The organism is Flavobacterium sp. J372, assembly GCF_024699965.1.
Lineage (GTDB): Bacteria > Bacteroidota > Bacteroidia > Flavobacteriales > Flavobacteriaceae > Flavobacterium.
The window spans coordinates 160,928-181,275 of record NZ_JAJOMZ010000004.1 but is presented as its reverse complement, the minus strand read 5'-3'; the positions used below and the strand labels follow the sequence as shown (position 1 = coordinate 181,275).

10 protein-coding genes and 2 pseudogenes are annotated in these 20,348 nt (G+C 43.7%); 6 read left to right on the top strand and 6 right to left on the bottom strand.

Going from position 1 to position 20,348, the window contains the following annotated elements:
* The first annotated feature begins 98 nt into the window (after positions 1-98).
* The gene (locus LRS05_RS01230; protein ID WP_257866644.1) at positions 99-2,900 is read left to right on the top strand and encodes an AsmA family protein; all 2,802 of its coding nucleotides are present in this window, start codon (positions 99-101) and stop codon (positions 2,898-2,900) included.
* A gap of 29 nt (positions 2,901-2,929) precedes the next feature.
* Here LRS05_RS01230 and LRS05_RS01225 read toward each other — a convergent pair whose 3' ends face one another.
* Entirely contained in the window at positions 2,930-3,829 is a 900-nt protein-coding gene (locus LRS05_RS01225) for a NifU family protein (RefSeq protein WP_257866643.1), read from the bottom strand.
* A 272-nt stretch (positions 3,830-4,101) separates the two neighbouring features.
* On the opposite strand from LRS05_RS01225, the gene LRS05_RS01220 reads away from it, so the two are divergent.
* From LRS05_RS01220 to LRS05_RS01200, 5 genes and pseudogenes are all read left to right on the top strand, one after another.
* A complete protein-coding gene (locus tag LRS05_RS01220) occupies positions 4,102-5,184 on the top strand; it encodes a DUF11 domain-containing protein (RefSeq protein ID WP_257866642.1) in 1,083 nt (360 codons plus the stop codon).
* A gap of 40 nt (positions 5,185-5,224) precedes the next feature.
* A complete protein-coding gene (locus LRS05_RS01215; RefSeq protein WP_257869217.1) occupies positions 5,225-8,332 on the top strand; it encodes a DUF11 domain-containing protein in 3,108 nt (1,035 codons plus the stop codon).
* Positions 8,329-12,738, top strand: coding sequence for a T9SS type B sorting domain-containing protein (locus LRS05_RS01210; RefSeq protein ID WP_257866641.1), 4,410 nt, complete (start codon positions 8,329-8,331; stop codon positions 12,736-12,738). The genes LRS05_RS01215 and LRS05_RS01210 overlap by 4 nt, the downstream gene beginning before the upstream one ends.
* A gap of 194 nt (positions 12,739-12,932) precedes the next feature.
* A pseudogene (locus tag LRS05_RS01205) lies at positions 12,933-13,924 on the top strand (type IX secretion system membrane protein PorP/SprF).
* Positions 13,925-13,988: 64 nt separating this feature from the next.
* A complete protein-coding gene (locus tag LRS05_RS01200; protein ID WP_257866640.1) occupies positions 13,989-14,498 on the top strand; it encodes a gamma carbonic anhydrase family protein in 510 nt (169 codons plus the stop codon).
* Here the strand turns inward: LRS05_RS01200 and murI are convergent, their stop codons facing one another.
* The 5 genes and pseudogenes from murI to uppS form a co-directional block, all read right to left on the bottom strand.
* Positions 14,499-15,284, bottom strand: coding sequence for a glutamate racemase (murI, locus tag LRS05_RS01195; protein ID WP_257869216.1), 786 nt, complete (start codon positions 15,282-15,284; stop codon positions 14,499-14,501).
* 90 nt (positions 15,285-15,374) lie between these two features.
* Positions 15,375-15,857: pseudogene (locus LRS05_RS01190) on the bottom strand (OmpH family outer membrane protein); the annotation flags it as partial.
* Positions 15,858-15,876: 19 nt separating this feature from the next.
* Complete coding sequence (locus LRS05_RS01185; RefSeq protein WP_257866639.1) at positions 15,877-17,007, bottom strand: OmpH family outer membrane protein; 1,131 nt, start codon at positions 17,005-17,007, stop codon at positions 15,877-15,879.
* Positions 17,008-17,043: 36 nt separating this feature from the next.
* Positions 17,044-19,632, bottom strand: coding sequence for an outer membrane protein assembly factor BamA (gene bamA, locus LRS05_RS01180; protein ID WP_257866638.1), 2,589 nt, complete (start codon positions 19,630-19,632; stop codon positions 17,044-17,046).
* A 7-nt stretch (positions 19,633-19,639) separates the two neighbouring features.
* Positions 19,640-20,320 (bottom strand): polyprenyl diphosphate synthase, encoded by a 681-nt coding sequence (uppS, locus tag LRS05_RS01175; protein ID WP_374707751.1) that lies wholly within the window; start codon positions 20,318-20,320, stop codon positions 19,640-19,642.
* Positions 20,321-20,348 lie beyond the last annotated feature (28 nt).

The following is a 20,348-nucleotide window of genomic DNA, read 5'->3' as shown; positions in this document are numbered from 1 at the left end:
ACCTTAAAACGCTGACAAGCCCAAATTTATTAAGGTGAAGTTAAATGAGACTGTTATAATGAAAGTAAATACTTACTTTTAGTATAAATTTAATGGTAATGAATGCGCGCGTAAAGAAAATATCACTCAAAGTGCTCAAGGGCCTGGGCATATTTATAGCTTCGGTACTCCTCCTGCTTTACCTTATCCCGCTGCTCTTTCCGGGGCAGGTAGCACAGCAGGTTAAGGCGCTGGCCAATAAAAGCCTTGCCGGAGAACTTGATTTTAAAGAATCGAAACTGTCATTTTTTACTCATTTTCCGTCACTGACGGTTTCGCTTGACGAACTTTCGCTTATGGGTTCTCAGCCTTTTGCAAAAGATACACTGCTTCGTGCCGACCAGGTGGCTTTTGGAATCAACCTGAAACGCCTGATCTTTGACGGTGAAGTAAAGATTGACGAGCTGTATGTGTCTGATGCTTTCATTAATGTTATGGTTGATGAAAAAGGACAGGCAAATTATAATGTTTACATAGCGCCTGAAGACCAGCCTAAAGATACTTTGAACGAACAAGGCACGGCGATAAAGCTTGACCGTATTGAATTTGAGAACTGCCATGTGAAGTATGCCGACCGTTCTGCAAAAGTATTGGTTGACGCGCATGGGTTCAATTATATAGGCAGAGGCGGTTTCAGCGAGGCAGTTTTTGACTTAGAAACCGATGCCGAAATTGATTCGGTTGATTTCATTTATGATAATATCGCTTATCTTGAGAAAAAACGCCTTCGCGCAGATTTGATAACCCGTATTAATACCAACTCGCTATCCTTTATATTACAGAAGAACGAATTGCGCATTAACAGGCTGCCGGTTGAATTTACCGGGGAATTCACCATACTTCGCGATGGATACAACATCAACCTCGATGCAAAAAGTGAAGACAACCGCCTGGCTGACTTATTCTCTGTGCTTCCGCCGCAATATTTAACCTGGATGGAAGACACCCGGATAAAAGGCCGTAGTGACCTGAATATTTCTTTCAAGGGAAGATATAAAGCCGCAACTAACCAACAACCGAATCTGGGTGTTAGCATGAAAGTGCGTGATGGTTTTATTGAATATGAGGATGCACCGGTGCCGCTTTCAAATCTTAAGCTCGATCTTTCAGCAAAATTGCCGGCACTTGATGTAGAACAGATGGAAGTGTATTTAAAAGCGCTAGATTTTAATGTTGGCGATAAAGATAGTTTCCATGCGTTTTTACAATCAAAGGGGATGTCAAAAATGCAACTGAAAGCAAATGTTAAAGGAACGTTAAACCTTGCCACGCTTGACCAGGCAATAGGGCTTAAAGATTTTGACCTGAAAGGTAATCTTAAAACCGATATTGAAGCTGAGGGGATTTACGATGCTGAAAAACGATTATTTCCTAAAACAAAGGGCGGCATTAACCTGCAAAACGGCTGGCTCAAAACAAAGTATTACCCTAACCCAATCACAAATATAAAATTTGTGGTAAATGCTGATAATGCTGCCGGAACCTTTGAGGGCCTGAAAGTTGCGGTAACTCCTGCATCGTTTGTATTTGAAGGTAATCCCGTTTATGTAAAAGCCGTTCTCTCTGATTTTGATGACACTTACTATGACCTGAACGCGAAAGGTGAGCTTAATATTGGGCGTATTTATAAGGTCTTTGCACAGAAAGGCCTTGACGTTGAGGGTTATGCTAAGGCAGATGTATCACTGAAAGGACGGGAGAGCTACGCAACAACCGGGCAGTATGAAAAATTGAACAACAAGGGTAACATTATCCTGAAGAACATTAAAGCAACGAGTGAACTTTTCCCGAAAGCCTTTTTAATCAGGGAGGGATACTTCAGCTTCTTTCAGGAAAAAATGTTTTTTGATAAGTTTACCGCCGGCTATGGTAAAAGTGATTTTGCAATAAACGGACATTTGCTTAATACTATAAATTACTTTTTAGAATCGAACGGTACACTTCACGGTACCTTCAACATGAAGTCCAAACTCATAAATGTTGATGAGTTTATGGCGCTTGAAGAAGGTGAGAATACAGACAGAAAAGCAGATGTTGAAACAGCAAAAGCGCAAAACCCAAAACAAAGCGGAGTAGTGGTTTTACCAACAAACCTTGATGTATCGCTTATTGCAAATGCAGATAAAGTTGAATATACAGGCCTAACTTTGAATAAATTAATTGGGAAGGTTGGTATAAGTAAAGGTAAATTCCTGTTAGAAAATACAACATTCAACATCATTGACTGCCAGGTTGGAATTGATGCTGCATATGATGATGAATCACCAACTTCGGCGAGGTTTAACGCACACCTCCGTGCAAAAGATTTTGACGTGAAGCGCGCTTACAACGAAATTCCTTTGTTTCGGGAAATGGTAACTGCCGCAGAAAAAGCTGAAGGCATCATATCTCTTGATTATAAAATAGCGGGCGACCTTGACGGCAACATGAGCCCTATTATGGAATCACTTGAAGGCGGAGGTACAATTTTTGTTCGCGATGTAAAAGTTGCCGGGCTTAAACTGTTTGGCGGTGTAAGTGAAAAGACAGGGCAGGACAAACTCAATAACCCCAACATCAAGGGAATTGAGGTGAAAACTACTATTGATAACAATCTCATCCAGATTGATGATTTCACATTCTCAGTGGCCGGGTTCAGGCCTAAAATCCAGGGGACAACCAGTTTTGGAGGGATTCTGAACATAAGGATGAGGTTAGGATTGCCGCCGGGGGGGCTCATCGGTATACCAATCATGATTAAAGGCACACACGAAGCCCCTGAAATAAAAGTGTTTAGTAAAACATATGACAAGGTTGAACCTGCACAATACAACGAAAAAACAAATACAGTAATAAAGAAAGAACAGCGTGTGCCTAAATAAAAAAATCCCTGCTGCAGCAGGGATTTAATTTATGCGTTTACCGCTTCAACTTTTATTTCGTTATCGTTGAGCATATCTTTAAGCATATTCTCAATACCGCTTTTGAGGGTAAAAGTTGATGACGGGCAGCCGCTGCAGGCACCCTGGAGTATGACTTTTACGCGTTTATCAGCCTCATCATAAGAATCAAAAGCAATATTGCCCCCATCGCTTTGTACGGCAGGTTTCACATATTCTTCAAGTATATTGATAATGCGCTGTGATGTCACATCAAGAGAATCAAAATAAGCCTCCTGCTGCTTTTCGGCTTGTGGAGTCTGCTGCAGCAATGCTTCATTAATTACTTCATTGCCTTCTTCAATATATTTTTTAATGAACGCCCTGATTTCTCCGGTAACTTCATCCCAATCATTTACCGCATATTTGGTTATGGAGATATTATTTTCATCCATAAAAACCTCTTTCACAAAAGGAAAGCGGAATAGCTCTTTTGCCAGCGGAGATGCGCCGGTTTCATCAATATTTTTAAATTCAGCAGGTGTTTTTGTAAGCAGTTTATTGCACACAAATTTCAGCACTGCCGGGTTGGGAGTGGTTTCAACATAAACAGTCACCGGAATTTTCTTTGGCCCTTCTGTTTCCGCAGTAAGTATTTCTCCGCCGTTGTTTACAAATTCCTCAATCTGTTTTGCCACTTCGTCCTGAACATCTGCCCACTCAATGATGCTGTAACGCTCAATAGCAATAAAATTCCCAGAAATGTAAACCGTCTTTACAAAAGGCAGGTAAAACAACTGTTTTGCAAGTGGCGAATTGGCCGTTTCATCAATATTTTTAAATTCGTGATTACCCGTACGTGTAATAAAATTGCTAAACTCAAACTTCAGTATAGCAGGGTTTTGTGTGGGTTTTATAATTATTTTTTCCATATTGTAAAATTTATGACACAAAGGTACAAACAATAAAAGTTAAATATTAGTAGGGTAAAAAGTAAAACAGCTGTTAATATATTTATCTGATATTAAGATAAAGAAGCCGTTATTTATATATGAATTTGTGAGGTATTTTGTGATTATTCAAAAATTAACAGGCAATATTTCAATGAATAATTATATTTGGCTTTTTATTTTTAATAACATTTAGTTTATAAAGATTTAACTGATGTTCTTAAATAAGAGAATGCAATTAAAAAATTAGCTTTATGAGGAGATTTTTACTCGCAGTATTGTTTTTTCTGGCAACTTTCATAGCAAATGCCCAGTCAAACATTGTTTGGTATAATACAAACCCTACCATGGCATACCAAACTAACCAGGAAATGGTGTATGATATAGTTATAACAAATACCGGGCCTATGCCGGCACAGGTAAATGTTTTCAATGCACTTCCTGGCGGAATTACTTATACGCCCGGGTACACTAAATTTTCCTGGAGTGCAACAAATGGTTTTTCGGGAAATGACCAGCAAATTGACAATACCATCAATATTAATGTTAACCAGACAATTATATATACAGTAAGAATAAGGATACCTTTAGGTTTCAATATGCCTTTGCCTGCTCCTGTAGTTACGTATAAGCCCAAAGCTGATATTGTTGTGGTAAATACCAATAACCAAAGTTATTATACCCCGGGCGGAACTTCTACTTATACGGTTACAGTTACCAATAATGGCCCTGAGGCGGCAGATGTGCGTGTACAGAATGCCATCCCTGCCGGGGTTACAGCATTTTCATGGACTGGTTCAAATGGTTCCTCGGGTACAAATGCTGCGTTGGTAGACCAGATTCTTAACATGGCTGTCGGACAAACAGTTACATATACTATAACTTTAACTGTCCCTACAGGGCAAACGGGAAACCTTGTTAGTACTACCCAAATTTCGGGGCCTAATGACCCTGTTCCTGCATGTGCGCAATGTGTTGATACAGATGTGCCTCCTACAGGAGCCGATATTGTTGTTACAAACACTAACAACCAGTTGGTTTACACTCCGGGTGCGGCATCTACTTATAATGTAACGGTTACTAATGCTGGTCCTAATGCTGCCACAGGTGTTGTTGTTACTAGTGCAATACCTGCAGGTGTAACATCTTATTCATGGACAGGCAGCAACGGCAGCAGCGGAACCGGGCCGCTTAACGATGCCATAGCCTCACTGGCAAACGGCCAGACGGTAACTTATACTATTACACTTGATGTTCCTGCACTTCAAACTACACCGTTTGCAGTAACAGTACAAGCTACATCAGCAACGCCGGACCCCCGCACCCGGCTGTCCTAATTGTACAGATACAGATGTTGCTGCAACATCTGCCGATTTGGTGCTGTCACAAACCTTAAATACGGGTACCACATTCACCCCAGGGGCTATTGCAGTTTATACTATTACGCTAACTAACAACGGACCTACAGCTGCGCAAGACGTTGTGGTTTCAAGTATCCTGCCTGTGGGCATTACTGCATCGCAGGTTACATGGACCGGAAGCAACGGCAGCAGTGGTACAGGTGCCTTAAACAATACAATTCCTTTAGTGAATAACGGGCAGACTATTACTTATACACTTTTAATAGAAGTACCGTCTAATTATCCTGCAGGGCAAAATCTAGACCATAATATTAGCGTTACGAGCACAACCCCTGACCCTGACACAACATGTGCTTCATGCCTATTGTCTGCAACGCCGGCTCCAAAAGCTAATATAGTTACTTATAAAACTAACGGACAAACATCGTATTTGGCCGGTGAGCAGGTTAAATATACAATAACAATTACCAACGCAGGGCCAAGTGATGCTACTAATGTACAAGTAAGTGACCCGGCGCCATATTATACATCTTCAATGACATGGTCTGGTAATGGTGTTGGCGGGGTTGGGTCATTAAATAACACTATACCTTTATTGGCTGCAGGCCAAACCGTACAGTATACTGTTAATCTTTTTGTACCTATTGATTTTCCTGACTTTATAGGTAATCTTACCAATACTGTTACTGTTACATCACCTGATGTAAGTGACCCTGTTCCATTGTGTCCTTATTGTACAGATACAGATACACCAAGAGGAAAATTCGTTTCTGCTAATAATAATGTTTATACGACTGAAGAGCTTGTAAGAAATATATTGGTTGGTAAAGAATGTGTTTATATTTCTAACGTAACCTCAAGTACAGGTACTAACTACGGACAGCCAAATGGTATTGCCTATTTTCATAGGGAGAATTCTACCTTTCCTATAAAAAGCGGGGTTGCCCTGGTTTGCGGTAACGCGGTTGGTACCAGTCCTTACAATCAGGGTGTTCAGGGGCCAAATATTAAATCCACCCCTGCAGGTGTAACTCCTCCTTACCCTACACAAATGTCAAATAACCCAGGTTGGCCGGGTGATGCTCAATTGACTAGTATCACAGGCATACCTACACAAGATGCCACATTTATTAAATTTAATTTTAAGCCATTAAACGATACTTTTAAATTTAAGTATATAATGGCATCTGAAGAGTATACTAGTGGTGCCCAAAACTATGAATGTACATGGTCTGATGTTTTTGCATTTATATTAACTGACCTAACCACGGGTGCAGTACAAAATTTAGCAGTATTGCCAAATACAAATATTCCTGTTGCTGTAACCAATATACGCCCTACAGTGCCTGGCCCTGGTGGCTGTGCTGCAGCAAATCCTATTTATTTCGGCCAGTATAACAACACTCCGGCTGCTGCAGCTATTTCACCTATCAATTTTAATGGACAAACCACAGAGCTTACTGCATCTGCAACGGTTGATCCAACTCACGAATATTCTATAAAGGTTGCTATCGGAAACAGGGGAGACCACGCCTGGAATGCAGCTGTTTTTCTTCAGGAAAAAGGTTTTGATTTTGGAGAACCGGAACTTCCAGAAGACTTAACTATGGAAAGCGGACTGGCCTTATGCCACGAACAGCCTTATACCCTTACAGTAGATACACAAGGCCTTGCTTATACTTTAGAATGGTTATACAACGGGCAGCCTGTACTTAATGACCAGGGTAACCCTGTTACTTCGGCCAGTATACAAGTTACCCAACCGGGTATTTATTCGGTGCTTGCTTCATCACCTCTTAATCCTACTTGTGATCTAAGGGATGATATAGTAATTGAGTTTCTTCCACAAGTTCCTGCCGGTAATGCCAGTGACCTTATACAGTGTGAAAATACTTCAGGCACTTACTTTTTTGATTTAACCCAAAATATTCCTCCTGTTTTAAACGGACTTAATCTGGGCGATTATTCTATCAGAATATACTTGACAGAGAATCAGGCTATCAATGATATATCACATTTAAGTACTGCACAGGCGCAAAATTTTCAGGGAACAAATGGCCAGACAATTTATATTCGTTTAGAAGACCTTACTTTCGGGTGTTATGTCATCAGGCCGTTTAAATTACTTATCAGCCCTGTTCCTGTCCCTAATACGCCTCAGCCTATCGCATTATGTGATACCGGCAATGATAATACTGAACTATTTAACCTGACTAGCCGCAATGCAGAGATAGTAGGTACTCAGGATCCGGCATTATATACAATTACTTACCATACAACCCAGGCAGCTGCAGATAACAACACTATTGACATTGTTGATTCTACTGCATTTGCTGCGGCAACAAATACTATCGTATATGTGAGGATGACCAGCAATGGCAATACAAATTGCTATGATACTACTACCCTTACCCTCCTTCTGAACCCGGTGCCTGATGTATTACCGGTTGCCGATGTATTTGTATGCCAGGCTGACGGATATGTTCTTCCTGTTCTTGCTACGGGGAACTATTACACCCAGCCAGGTGGATCAGGCACGCAGCTCAATGCAGGCGACCTTATTACAACCACCCAGACGATATACGTATATGCCCAGAGCGGCACAACGCCGAACTGTACAGATGAAGAAAGCTTCAACGTAACGATATACCCGCAGCCTGTAATCCCTGCCCTTGCAGAGATAGCCGAGTGTGACGCCACGGGCGCTGTGGGCCAGGAAGACTTTGACCTTACGGTACGCACGGCCGATATACTGGCAGCGCTTCCGGGAGCCACAGTAAGCTATTACCCGACACAAGCCGCCGCACAGGCCGGCACCACCCCTGTTGCTAATGCTGCCGCCTACCCAAGCGGAACAGGCCAGGCATGGGTAAGGGTAGTGGATACCAACGGCTGTGTGAGCGTAGCCCCTATCAGCCTTGTGGTGAAGCCGCTTCCGGCGGTGAACCCGGCGCCAACTCCGCTTGCCGAGTGTGAGACCGCCCCGGGCGAATCCATCTTCCTTCTTACAGAGGCCAACAGCGATATAACCAATGGCAACACTACCTACCAAGTGCGCTATTATACCACACAAGCCCTTGCTGATGCAGGCGGTACGGACCTTGCCCCGACCACACCTCAATGAATGGTTCGGTATGGGCACGCGTAGATGACCCTGCCACAGGCTGCTACACCACAGTACAGCTGCAGCTTATAGTAGTGGCCACGCCGGTACTTGGCGCAGTGAGCCCTATAGCAGAATGTAATGACGACTATGACAACGACGCCATTTTTGACCTGACAGTTGCCGGCGCGCAGGCCGTAAACGGGCAGCCGGGGCTTGTGGTGACCTACCACACCAGCCTTCAGGCAGCCAATGACGGCACCCCGCTTATCAATAACCCTTCAACATATGAATCACAGTCAGGCACGGTGTGGATAAGGGTAACCGATGCCACAGGCGCAGGCTGCTACAGCACTACCAGCGTAGCCCTTACAGTGCTGCCAAAACCGGTGGTAAGCACTATACCGGTGTATGCCCTGTGTGATAACGGCGATGCCAATGTAGGCTACAGGCCTTTTGACCTTACCACAAGGGCAGCAGCCCTAACCGGCGGGGTAACCGGTGTAACAGTAACCTATTATGCGCAGCAGGCAGACATTGCGGCCAACAACCCGATAGCAAACCCTGCTACCTATACCAACACAGTGCAGGACCAGCAAACCATCTATGTAGTGCTTAGGAATACCGACAACTGTACTGCAGAAGGCCAGTTCACTATAAAAGTAAACCCGCTTCCGGTTATAGACACAGCCCTTCCTACATTCTATGCCTGTGAAGAAACGCCGGGCCAGGGGCAGTTCCAGCTATCGCGCAATGATGCGGCAGTGACCCTTGGAGCGGCAGGCTATAATGTAATATACTATACAAGCCTTGCCCAGGCACAGGCCGGCGGCACAGCAGGCGTAATAGGCGATGGCTATATCTCAGGCCCGAGGACCATAGGTGTAAGGGTAGAAGATGAGATAACAGGCTGTGCAAGCACCACCACGCTGAACCTTGATGTAATACCGGGCCCTGTAGCCTCGAACCCGGCACCGCTTCAGGAGTGCGACCTGAACAATGACAACGTGGCATGCTTTAACCTGAACCCGACACTAGCCCAGCTTACAGCTACTATACCAAACGTCACCCTTACGGTACACGAGACCGAAGAAGGTGCAGAGTTCAACGGGTATGTAATACAGCCTGCACAATATAACTGTTATACTAACATTAACGCCAATGGCGCAGCAGTCCCAACTGTATATATAAGAGTGCAAAGCACGCTGACTGACTGTTTTGATGTTGTGGCCCTTCAGCTTATCGCCAACCCGGTACCTGAGGCTACAGAGCCTGAGCCGTACCATGTGTGCGATGACAATACAGACGGTGTAGCCGTATTCAACCTGAGCACAAGGAATGCCGAGATACTGGGCACGCAAAGCCCTGCCGACTATGTGGTGACCTACCACACCAGCCAGACAGCAGCAGATGCAGGCACAGGCGCCATTACCAACGTAACCAGCTACAGTAGCCCAAGCACCACGCTGTATGTAAGGGTAACCAATAATGTAGCCTCAAATCCAACAGGCTGTTATGACGTAGTAGCGCTTGAACTTGTGGTAGACCCGCTTCCGGTGGCCAACACCCCGGTGCCGTATACCTTGTGTGATGATAATAACCCGGGCGATGAGCGCGAGGTGTTTGACCTTACCACCAGGATAGCTGCTATAACAGGCGGTGCCACAGGCGTGAATGTAAGCTTCCACCTTACCATGGCGGCAGCCCAGGCAAACACAGGGGCGATAGCCACCCCTGAAGCCTATACCAACACCAGCACGGTACAGACCATCTTTGTAAGGGTGGCCAATGCTGTAACCGGCTGCTACAGGGTAGTGCTGATGGACATCAGGGTAGAGCCGCTTCCGCAGATAACCATGCCGCCGGCACAGGACCTTCAGGCATGCGGCGCCAACGGCTATGCGGTGTTTGACCTTCAGGCCCTTGAAGCAGCAATGATCAACAACGGCGTTGGCCTTGTGATACGTTTTTACGAAACCCTTGAAGATGCCCAGGCAGGTAACAATAACTATATAGCCAATACCTCAGGCTATACCAATATAATACCAAATGCCCAGTTTATCTATCTAAGGATAGAGAACACGGTGACAGGTTGCGTAAACACCCAGGTTGAGAGGCTTGAGCTTAAAGTAACCGCCCCGCCGGTGCTGGAAGAGCTTGATAACATAGTGCTGTGTGACCAGGACAGCAATGACCAGGACGGCGAGACCATAGTAAACCTGAGGCAGCGTGATGCCGATGTGCAAGCCATGTTAACAGGAACCGGCTATACCATAGAATACTTTAAGCAGGAAAGTTTTGCCCAGGCAGGTGCACCCAGGATAACCAACCCGACAACCTATATAGGCACTAATGGGGAGACCATCTGGGTAAGGGCTACCGATGGCGATGACTGCTTCGCCATAGCAAGCTTTGAACTGGAGATAGGCAAGCCGCTACAGCTAACCACGCCAACACCATTGGCAGTATGCAGCAATGTGATACCAAGCACAGGCTCGGCCACGTTTAACCTTACCACAAAAGACAATGAAATACTTGGGCCTTTCGGTGTAGGCCAGGGCTATACGGTAGAATACTTTGTACAGGACCCGCGCACCAACACCACGGCAGTGGCCATAGCTAACCCTGAGGCCTATGTGAAGCCTGCAGGAGCCGCGCAGACACTGTTTGTAAGGGTAACCGGCCCTGAAGGATGCCGCAGCTATACCACCCTAACGCTAAGGGTGCTGCCAAAGCCGAACCCGGATACCACCCCTGATGCCCTTGAGGAGTGCGAAGACCCTGCAATAGGGGCAGGCATGGCAGAATTTAACCTGAACGATGCAGAAGCCGACATCAGGAACAATGACAGCTCGGCCATCATCACCTTCCATACCAGTATGGCAGATGCTGAGGCAGGCACCAATGCAATACCAAATGCAGGAAACTACCAAAGCGCCGGCGCTACCATCTATGTAAGGATGACAGCCAATACGGGCAACCCGCTGGATACCCCGTGCTACAGTGTGGTGGAACTCCAGATAGTGGTGAACCCGCTTCCGGTACTGGGCAACCCTGCCAATACCCCTGCTATCAGGCCATATGCACAATGCCAGATACCATATATAGGCACGGCAACCTTTATACTTAACAGCCATACGCCGCAGATACTGATAGGCCAGAATGCAGCTGACTACAATGTGAGGTTCTTTGAAACCCTTGCAGCAGCACAGGCAGGCGCACCGGCCATGCCAAACCAGTACGTAAGCAGCGTGCCTCAGAAACAGGTATGGGTACGTGCCGACAACATAGCCACAGGATGCTATGCCATTGGTACATTTGACCTTCTTATAGACCTTGGTGCGGTAGCCAACACGCCAAACCCTGCCAATGTGCCTGACACATGTGACAATGACGGCACCAATGACGGTATAACGCAGCTTAACCTGACTACGATGGATGCCGACATTATAGGCGCCCAGCCGCAGCCGCAGTTTACGGTAACCTATTATGAAGAAGACCCGAGGGTGAACCCTGCCGCTGTGGCCATAGCAACCCCGAACGCGTATGTGAATACCAACTCACCTGATTTGGTAACAGTATGGGCAGTGGTAACAAACACCGCCACCCAGGCACCGTGCAGGGGGTATGTAAGCATTGACATCCTAGTTGAAAGGCTCCCTGAGCCGCAGCTTACAGGAGGCACCATATGTGTGGAATACCCTTCAGGTGCAATTGTGAGGCCGCTACCCCTTGACAGCGGGCTGGATGCCACCCATACCTTTGTATGGTACAGAGACGGCAACGTGATACCGGGAGCCACAGGGCCATCATACCTTGCAGAAGAGGCAGGGGCCTACTCTGTGATAGCCACCAGCGCCACAGGGTGCGTATCAAATCCGCAGACACCTGTACAGGTAGTACGCAGCAGCCAGGCAGTACCGATAGGCAACGGTTATACGGTAAGCAATGCATTTAGTGATAACCAGACTATAACCATCACCGTAGAAGGCTATGGCAGCTATGAGTACAGGCTTGACAACGGCCCATGGCAGGCAAGCAACATCTTCACGGGTGTGACACCGGGAGACCATGATGTGAGAGTGCGCGACACCACGGCAGATGCCTGTGAGCCGCTTACCATAGTTGATGTAAGCATCATAGACTACCCGAACTTCTTCACCCCGAACGGAGACGGCTTCAATGACAGGTGGAACATCGTAGGCCTTGGCAGCCGGAACAACAATGCTACAGCCAAGATCTTCATCTTTGACCGCTACGGCAAGCTCATCAAGCAGATAGCCTCTGAAGGCGAGGGATGGGACGGCACCTACATGGGCAGCCCGGTACCGGCAGATGACTACTGGTTCACCGTAGAATACAAAGAAATGACAGACGGCGTGGAAGTGACTAAAGAGTTTAAAGCGCACTTCTCCCTCAAAAGGTAATACAGCTAAAAGCCTCATTTATAAAATGCTGCCAGAGATGGCAGCATTTTATAATAATATTATGATTTAACATTAAACCTAACACAAAAATTTATATATTTGACCGCGATGTAAAATGCCGGTAAAATAATCTGCATAAACATCCGTTTGTGTTTTATTGGCAAGTACATCTTTCATTAAACGATATCATCGACATGAATTTTAAAAAGATCTATCTTATTTTCGGATTGTTCTTAACACAGTTATCATTTTCTCAGGAAGGTATAGCTGTATATTCTGACTATCTTTCGGATAACTACTATCTTATCCACCCCTCAATGGCAGGTGCGGCTAACTGTGCTAAAATCAGGCTAACTGCACGCCAGCAATGGTTTGGCCAGGATGATGCGCCACAGCTTCAAACATTAAGTTTTAATGGTAATGTTGGCCCACAGTCAGGTATCGGTATTATTGCGTTTAATGATAAAAATGGGTATCATTCACAAACCGGTGCAAAGCTTACTTATGCCCACCATATTATGTTTTCACGCAGTGATTATGATCTTAACCAGCTATCTTTTGGTATGAGTGCAGGCCTTGTGCAAAGCCGTCTTGACCAAAGTGAGTTCAGGGAATTTGACCCGATTGTAGAAGGTGGTATGGAGCAAAAGGATTCTTATTTTAACGTTGACATAGGTGCATCATATCATTTCCTTGATTTTTATGCACACTTTACAGCAAAAATGTACTTGCAAGCAAAAGGGATATTTACACAGATATTGAAAGCGATAACCTTAGGAAATATTTGCTAAGCGCAGGTTATGTTTTCGGTTTTCAGGAATCGCTTCAATGGGAACCATCATTCCTTTTCCAGTATACTGATGAAACGCAGGAAAAAACAATAGATGTTAACCTGAAAGTTTATAAAGAAATGGATTTTGGCCGCCTTTGGGGAGGTTTGTCTTACCGCAGAAGCCTTGACGGGGCAAGATATACTACAGATAACCAAAGCGCCAAAGATCAAAATTTACAGTATTTTACACCAATAGTTGGTATCAATTATAAAAACTTCATGTTTGCTTACACTTATTCATACCTTACAGGTGATGTTAAGTTTGATAACAGCGGTTTCCACCAGCTAACATTAGGTGTTAATCTATTCTGTAAAAGGGAAAAATATGATTGTAACTGCCCGGCAGTTAACTAAATCTTGTTGAAATTATTAATTCTGTCCCGGTATGTTTCATATCGGGATATTTTTTTAGCGAAAGATGGTAATTAAAGAAGTAAATGGTAAATACCCTGTAATTCCTGAAGATTGTTATGTTGCGGATAATGCAACAATTGTTGGCGATGTAACATTAGGAGCTGAATGCAGTATTTGGTTTAATGCTGTGGTGAGGGGTGATGTACATACCATAAAAATTGGGAATAAAGTAAATATACAAGATGGCGCAGTAATTCATTGTACTTATAAGAAACATGCTACGCTGATTGGAAACAATGTTTCTATAGGGCATAATGCTATAGTTCACGGCTGTACATTACAGGATAATGTATTGATAGGGATGGGTGCCATTGTGATGGATGGGTGCGTTGTGGAAAGCAACTCTATTGTAGCGGCAGGGGCACTGGTAACACAAGGTACAAGAATTGAATCGGGTACCATATATGCCGGTGTACCGGCAAAAAAAGTAAAAGATATTGACCAGTCGGATTTTGCAGGTGAAATTGGTCGCATCTCAAATAACTATGTAATGTACGCCTCTTGGTTTAAATAGTCAGAAATCTTTCTGCTCAATAGTATATTTATTGTCCAGTATATCATTTAATACAAATGGATTGCTATTTATATAAAATGTATTTTGAGCATGATGCCGGGAGCTATTAACCAGATTATTTTTTTCAAGGATTATTTTAGTTTGCCTTGCAACTGCCTCACCGGAATCTATGATTTTTACGTGTGGCGGAAGTATTTCTTTAATCTGCGGGACAAGGTAGGGATAATGGCTGCAGCCAAGCACTAGATAATCAATATCTGCATCAACCATAGGTTTAAGGTAAGCTATTAACAGTTCCTTCATCTCTGGAGAATTAATCTTGCCGCTCTCTATCAATGCAACGAGATTATAGCCTACCTGTTCAATAATTTTTATGTTACTGTAGGTTGACACTGTTTTATGGAAAAGCTCACTGTTAAGCGTTCCTTTTGTGGCCAGAATACCTATCTTTTGTGTTTTTGTAGAAACAGCTGCAGGTTTTATAGCAGGCTCAATACCAATAAACGGAACTTCAGGATACTTTTGCCTTAAATGCTTAATGGCGTTGGTTGTGGCGGTATTACATGCAACCACAATCATTTTGCAATTTAGGTTAAGCAGGTACTCGGTATTTTTTACGCTCAGGTCAATTATTTCTTCTTTAGTTTTTTGCCCGTAGGGGGCATTTTTACTGTCGGCCAGATATATTGTATCTTCATTTGGCAATAATGCATGTATTTCCTTCCAGATAGATGTGCCGCCTATGCCGGAATCAAAGAGGCCTATTGGCATTTCAGAATTCTTCATCATATTACAAATATAAAAAAACGGCCTCATAAAGGCCGTTTCATATTTTATTAAGCTGTTCTTATTAGAAGCCCAGTTCTTTTTTACATCAGCAAGCAAGTTTGGCCCTTCAGCAAGGATAACACCACTGCCATCAGTAGAATCTAGTACATACTGGTAGCCTTTAGCTTTAGCAACCTTTTGTATAGCTATACGCGCTTTTTCCATTATCGGCTTTAAAACGTCTTCACGTTTTTGCTGAAGTTCTTTTGTAGCTGTTTGCTGAAATTGCTGTATCCTTTGAGCCATATCCTGTACTTCTTTAGTACGCGTTTCGTTTACTGCAGCAGTAACTTTTGCAGACTCTTCATCATATTTCTTGATTTTTGACTGGTATTCTTCTACCATAGTCCTGTAATCAGTATCATACGTTTTAGCAATCTTTTCAAGCTGTGTATTAGCTGCTTTCATTTCAGGCATAGTAGTCATAAGCTCCTCTACATTTATGTGGGCAACTTTTGCTTGTGCATTTGCTGCCTGGCCTATACCTATACATAATATAACAGCGATTAGTAAAGATTTCAATTGTTTCATTGTCTTTAAAGTGTTTATGTTAATTTTCGTTTTTGTTCTCTTCAGTAGATTGATTCTTTTTATCCTCACGTGCTTTTTTTGCAGCTTCCCGATCCGCAAGAATCTTTTGCTTCCTGGCCTCAGCGGCCTGTTTACGCTCATCCAGTTTCCTCTGGCGCTCTTCCTGTGCGGCTTGTTGTCTCTCTATCGCCGTAGTACTGCCTTCTTCAGGTACTGGTGTCGCAGTAGTCTTAACCTGGTTGCTATTTTCACCTTGAACAGGCTGTGAGTTTAGTGTAGGGTTTGTTCCCGGTACTGCAACAGGCCTGTTTGTGCCAGGGTCATTATCTTCACCTTCAAGATTGCCATTATTTTGAGTCGGATTCGAAGGCTGTTGTGAACCTGTTGCAGATGAACTACCTGCTTTTTTAGCCTCACGTTCCTGCTTTTGCTGCTCACGCCTTGCCAGTTGCTCTTCCCTTTTCTTTTGAGCTGCTGCTTTACGTTCCTCTATCAGGCGCTGCCTCTCAGCTTTCTTTTCCTCCTGTATTTTCTTTTTGTCCTGGAAGTCAGGGTCGTCTTCAAGATCTTCCTGTGCTTCTTGTTTTTCAAGCTGCTTTATCTCTTTTCCGCTCAGCTGCTCACGTTTTGCAGCCCTTGTAAGCCTCCTGATCACCTGGTCACTAATATCATGCCTTTTGGCTGCATATAGCATAGTCATGTCTGACGATTTGTCAAAAACAAAATCCAGTTTCTTTGCTTCAGATATATCTTGTATCGCATTAAACACCTGGTCTTGTATAGGCTTTACCAAAACTGCTTTTTGCGATATTAAGTCGCCTTTTGGCCCAAAGCGCTTATCCTGGTAAGTTATCAGTTCATTTTCCTGAAAAGCTATTTCCTCTTCGCGTTCCTGTATTAGTTCTTTAGTGAGCAAGACACGTTCCGTCTTAAGGTTTTCCTTAAGTTTATTAATGTCATTTTTCTTAGCTTCTATCTCCTGCTTCCACTTTTGCGCTTTCTGCTCAAGCTGATTTTTTGCTTCAGCATAATCTGGCACTTTTTCAAGGATGTACTCCATATCAATATATGCTACCTTAAGGCCACGTGTTTGTGCTGTGGCTGCCAGTGTACTGCAAAAAGCAAGTAATAATAAAAGTCTTTTTTTCATAACTTTTTAGGTATTAGAAAATATCATGCCAGTTTTTTAGAACTGCTGCCCAATGATAAAGTGCGTTTCCCAGCCATTCTTTTGCGTTGCTCCCGGTATTGGGTCAAACCCGTGCCCGAAGTCTATACCGAGCAAACCAAACGCAGGCATAAACACTCTTAAACCAAAACCTGCCGACCTCTTAAGTTCGAAAGGATTGTAGTTCCTGAAAGTGTCATAAGACGCACCCGCATCTAAAAACGTCAGGGCATATATTGATGCTGCAGCTTTCAGGGTTATAGGATAACGCAATTCAAGCGAGAACTTATTATATATTGTACCACCGTCAAGGTTTGAAAGTGACTGGTTAGGATAACCCCTCAGCTGTATCACCTCACGCCCGTCAAGAGAGTAGTTGGCAAGGCCGTCACCACCGAGGAAAAACCTCTCAAATGGTACAAGGCCCCTGTCGCTGTTGTATGCCCCCATGAATCCAAATTCACCCAATGTACGGAGCACTAATTTATCATAAAGTTTTGTATATGAGTCACCTTTGAACTTAATTTTATAATATTCCAGCCAATCAAATTTCTTTTGGTCTACCTTACTTTGGTCAACTGCTGCCAGCCTGTAATCCGTAACACGCTCACCATTTTCATTAAGATAACGTCCGTTAGCGTCTTTTAGCTTATAAGCTTCTTCGTTTTGAAGGTTCCCATAGTCAACACCGTTGAATAACGAGTAAGGGAATGTTACTTTTGCTGTTACGCTAAATTCAGCACCTTTTGTAGGATATATAGGGTCATCACCCTTATTGTTCCTGCTAAGGCCTACAGTATATGCAAGGTTGCGGGCACTACCGTTACCAAAAGTAAATAATCCTGTGTTATAATTGCTAAGGGCATAGTATTGGAAGCTTACAGCCTGTGATAGCGTAAGGTAAACATCGGGTTCACTAAGCCTTTTGGCAATACCTACTGATAGTGATGTGATGGTAAAGCTCCTGTCTCTGTTTACGTCCCTGCTACGGAAATCATACAGGAACTGCTTACTGTGTGATAGTGACGTTGAAAATTGTACCGGCTTCCTGCCGCCAAACCAAGGCTCTGAAAACGAGAGGCTGTACGTCTGGAAATAAGTACTTCCCTGAAGCCTTAGTGATAATCTTTGCCCGTCACCCATTGGTAATGGCCTGTAGGCTTCTTTGTTGAATATATTCCTTGCAGAGAAATTATTGAAAGAAAGTCCCAGCGTACCTATAAAGCCGCCGCCGCCATAACCTCCCTGTAGCTCAATCTGGCTAGATCCTTTCTCAACCACGCTCCATTCAATGTCAACATTACCGGTTGCAGGGTCAGGGTTCTTTACATCCGGGCGTATAGCCTGCGCGTCAAAGAAACCTAACTGCCCGATTTCACGAACGGTGTTTATTACTTCCTGCTTGTCCCACTTCATGCCAGGCCTTGTGCGGAGCTCACGGTATATAACATGGTCATTCGTCTTATCATTACCAACTACAGTCACATTGTTAAAATAAGCTATAGGGCCCTCTACAATCCTGATTTCAAAGTCGATAGTATCATTATACGTCCTTACCTCTACAGGGTTGATGTTTGAGAAAAGATAACCATTGTTCTGATATTGGTTTGTAATGTCAAAACCGTCAGGCCTTGAAGGGTCTGCAATCCTTTTCTGAAGCATTACACCATTATACACATCGCCTTTTTTAATGCCGAGTATCTGGTTAAGCTGTTGGTTGGTATATACTGTGTTACCAATATATTTAATGTCGCCAAAGTAGTATTTACGGCCTTCTTCAACATTAATTTTTATAGCTACATTATTAGTTTTTGAATTGTAAGCAACACTGTCACTTAAAATCCTGGCATCACGATAACCATTTTCTTTATACTTATCTACAATGCTGTTTAAATCTTCTTTGTATTTGTCAGCAATATATTTAGATGACTTAAAAATACGCAAAGGGTTATACCAGCCTTTTACCTTGGTGTTTTTCATTGCGCGTCTCAACTTACCGCTGGTAAGTTCTTTATTGCCAACAAAATCAATACGTTTTACGCGCACTTTCTTGCCACGATCAATATTTACAACCATCTTAACGGTATTACTGCTGTCGGCTATCGTGTTGATGGCAACTTTGGTATTGTAATAACCATCTTTCTTATACTTGTTCTCTATGTAGTTCTTAGTAGTAGTTATTAAGTTTTCATTAACAATTTTGCCTTTGTTTAGCTGGGTATCTTTTAGCAGGCCCTCACGCTTACCTTTTTTAACTCCCTGGATCTTTACATCGCTAAGCTTTGGCAGTTCGTTAATATCAAGCTCAAGCCATATACTGTCATTTTGTACCCTGGTTACATAAAAATTAATGTCATTAAAAAGCCCAAGTTTCCATAGCTTTTTAATGGCATTGCTTATTTCTTCGCCCGGCACATTTATCTGCTGGCCTTTTTCAAGCCCTGTGAATTGTTTTACGGTTTGCTCATTGTAGCTTATTTTGCCAATAACGTTAAAATCGGCAAGTATATACTGCCCTGGGTCTACCTGAGGCTGGTCTTGTGCAAATGCGGTAATGGTGGCGCAAAAAAGCGCTATAAAAAGTAAAGCAATGTTTTTTTGAAACATTAAAAGGCTATTTAATTTGTTCACTGGTTTTTCCAAATCTGCGTTCTCTGTTTTGGTAGGTAATAATTGCGTTGTGCAGGTCGGCTTCCCTAAAGTCCGGCCAAAGCACATCAGTAAAATATAATTCGGCGTAGGCGCTTTGCCAAAGCAGGTAATTGCTTATGCGCTGCTCGCCGCTTGTTCGTATCATAAGGTCTACATCAGGCATGCCGGCTGTATATAATCGGCTTCCCAATGCTTCTTCTGTTATTTCAGCTACATCTATCCGGCCTTCTTTCACGTCTTCAGCAAGAGCTTTTACAGCTGATATTACCTCTTCCCTTGAGCCATAGCTCAGGGCAAGGGTAAGTGTCATTCGGGTGTTGTTTCTAGTCTTTTCTATAACATCGTTCAGTTCTTTAAAAACACCTTTCGGCAGCATGTTGCTGTTGCCTATGGTGTGCAGCCGGATGTTATTTTTCTGCAACGTGTCCAATTCGTTTTTAAGCGAACTTACAAGCAGTTTCATCAGTGTATCAACCTCTAGTTTAGGCCTGTTCCAGTTTTCGGTAGAAAAAGCATACAACGTGAGGTACTCAACACCTAGCTTTGCAGCAGATTCAACCGTCTGGCGTACCGCTTTTGTACCATTCTCGTGCCCGAAAGCCCTCAGCATACCCTGCTTTTTTTGCCCAGCGCCCGTTGCCATCCATAATTATGGCTATGTGCTTGGGCAT

Bases quoted from the DNA above. Each gene is read 5' to 3' on its own strand.
- LRS05_RS01230 (WP_257866644.1), top strand. From the start codon at position 99: ATGAATGCGCGCGTAAAGAAAATATCACTCAAAGTGCTCAAGGGCCTG.
- LRS05_RS01225 (WP_257866643.1), bottom strand. From the start codon at position 3,829: ATGGAAAAAATAATTATAAAACCCACACAAAACCCTGCTATACTGAAG.
- LRS05_RS01220 (WP_257866642.1), top strand. From the start codon at position 4,102: ATGAGGAGATTTTTACTCGCAGTATTGTTTTTTCTGGCAACTTTCATA.
- LRS05_RS01210 (WP_257866641.1), top strand. From the start codon at position 8,329: ATGAATGGTTCGGTATGGGCACGCGTAGATGACCCTGCCACAGGCTGC.
- LRS05_RS01200 (WP_257866640.1), top strand. From the start codon at position 13,989: ATGGTAATTAAAGAAGTAAATGGTAAATACCCTGTAATTCCTGAAGAT.
- murI (WP_257869216.1), bottom strand. From the start codon at position 15,284: ATGAAGAATTCTGAAATGCCAATAGGCCTCTTTGATTCCGGCATAGGC.
- LRS05_RS01185 (WP_257866639.1), bottom strand. From the start codon at position 17,007: ATGAAAAAAAGACTTTTATTATTACTTGCTTTTTGCAGTACACTGGCA.
- bamA (WP_257866638.1), bottom strand. From the start codon at position 19,632: ATGTTTCAAAAAAACATTGCTTTACTTTTTATAGCGCTTTTTTGCGCC.
- uppS (WP_374707751.1), bottom strand. From the start codon at position 20,320: ATGGCAACGGGCGCTGGGCAAAAAAAGCAGGGTATGCTGAGGGCTTTC.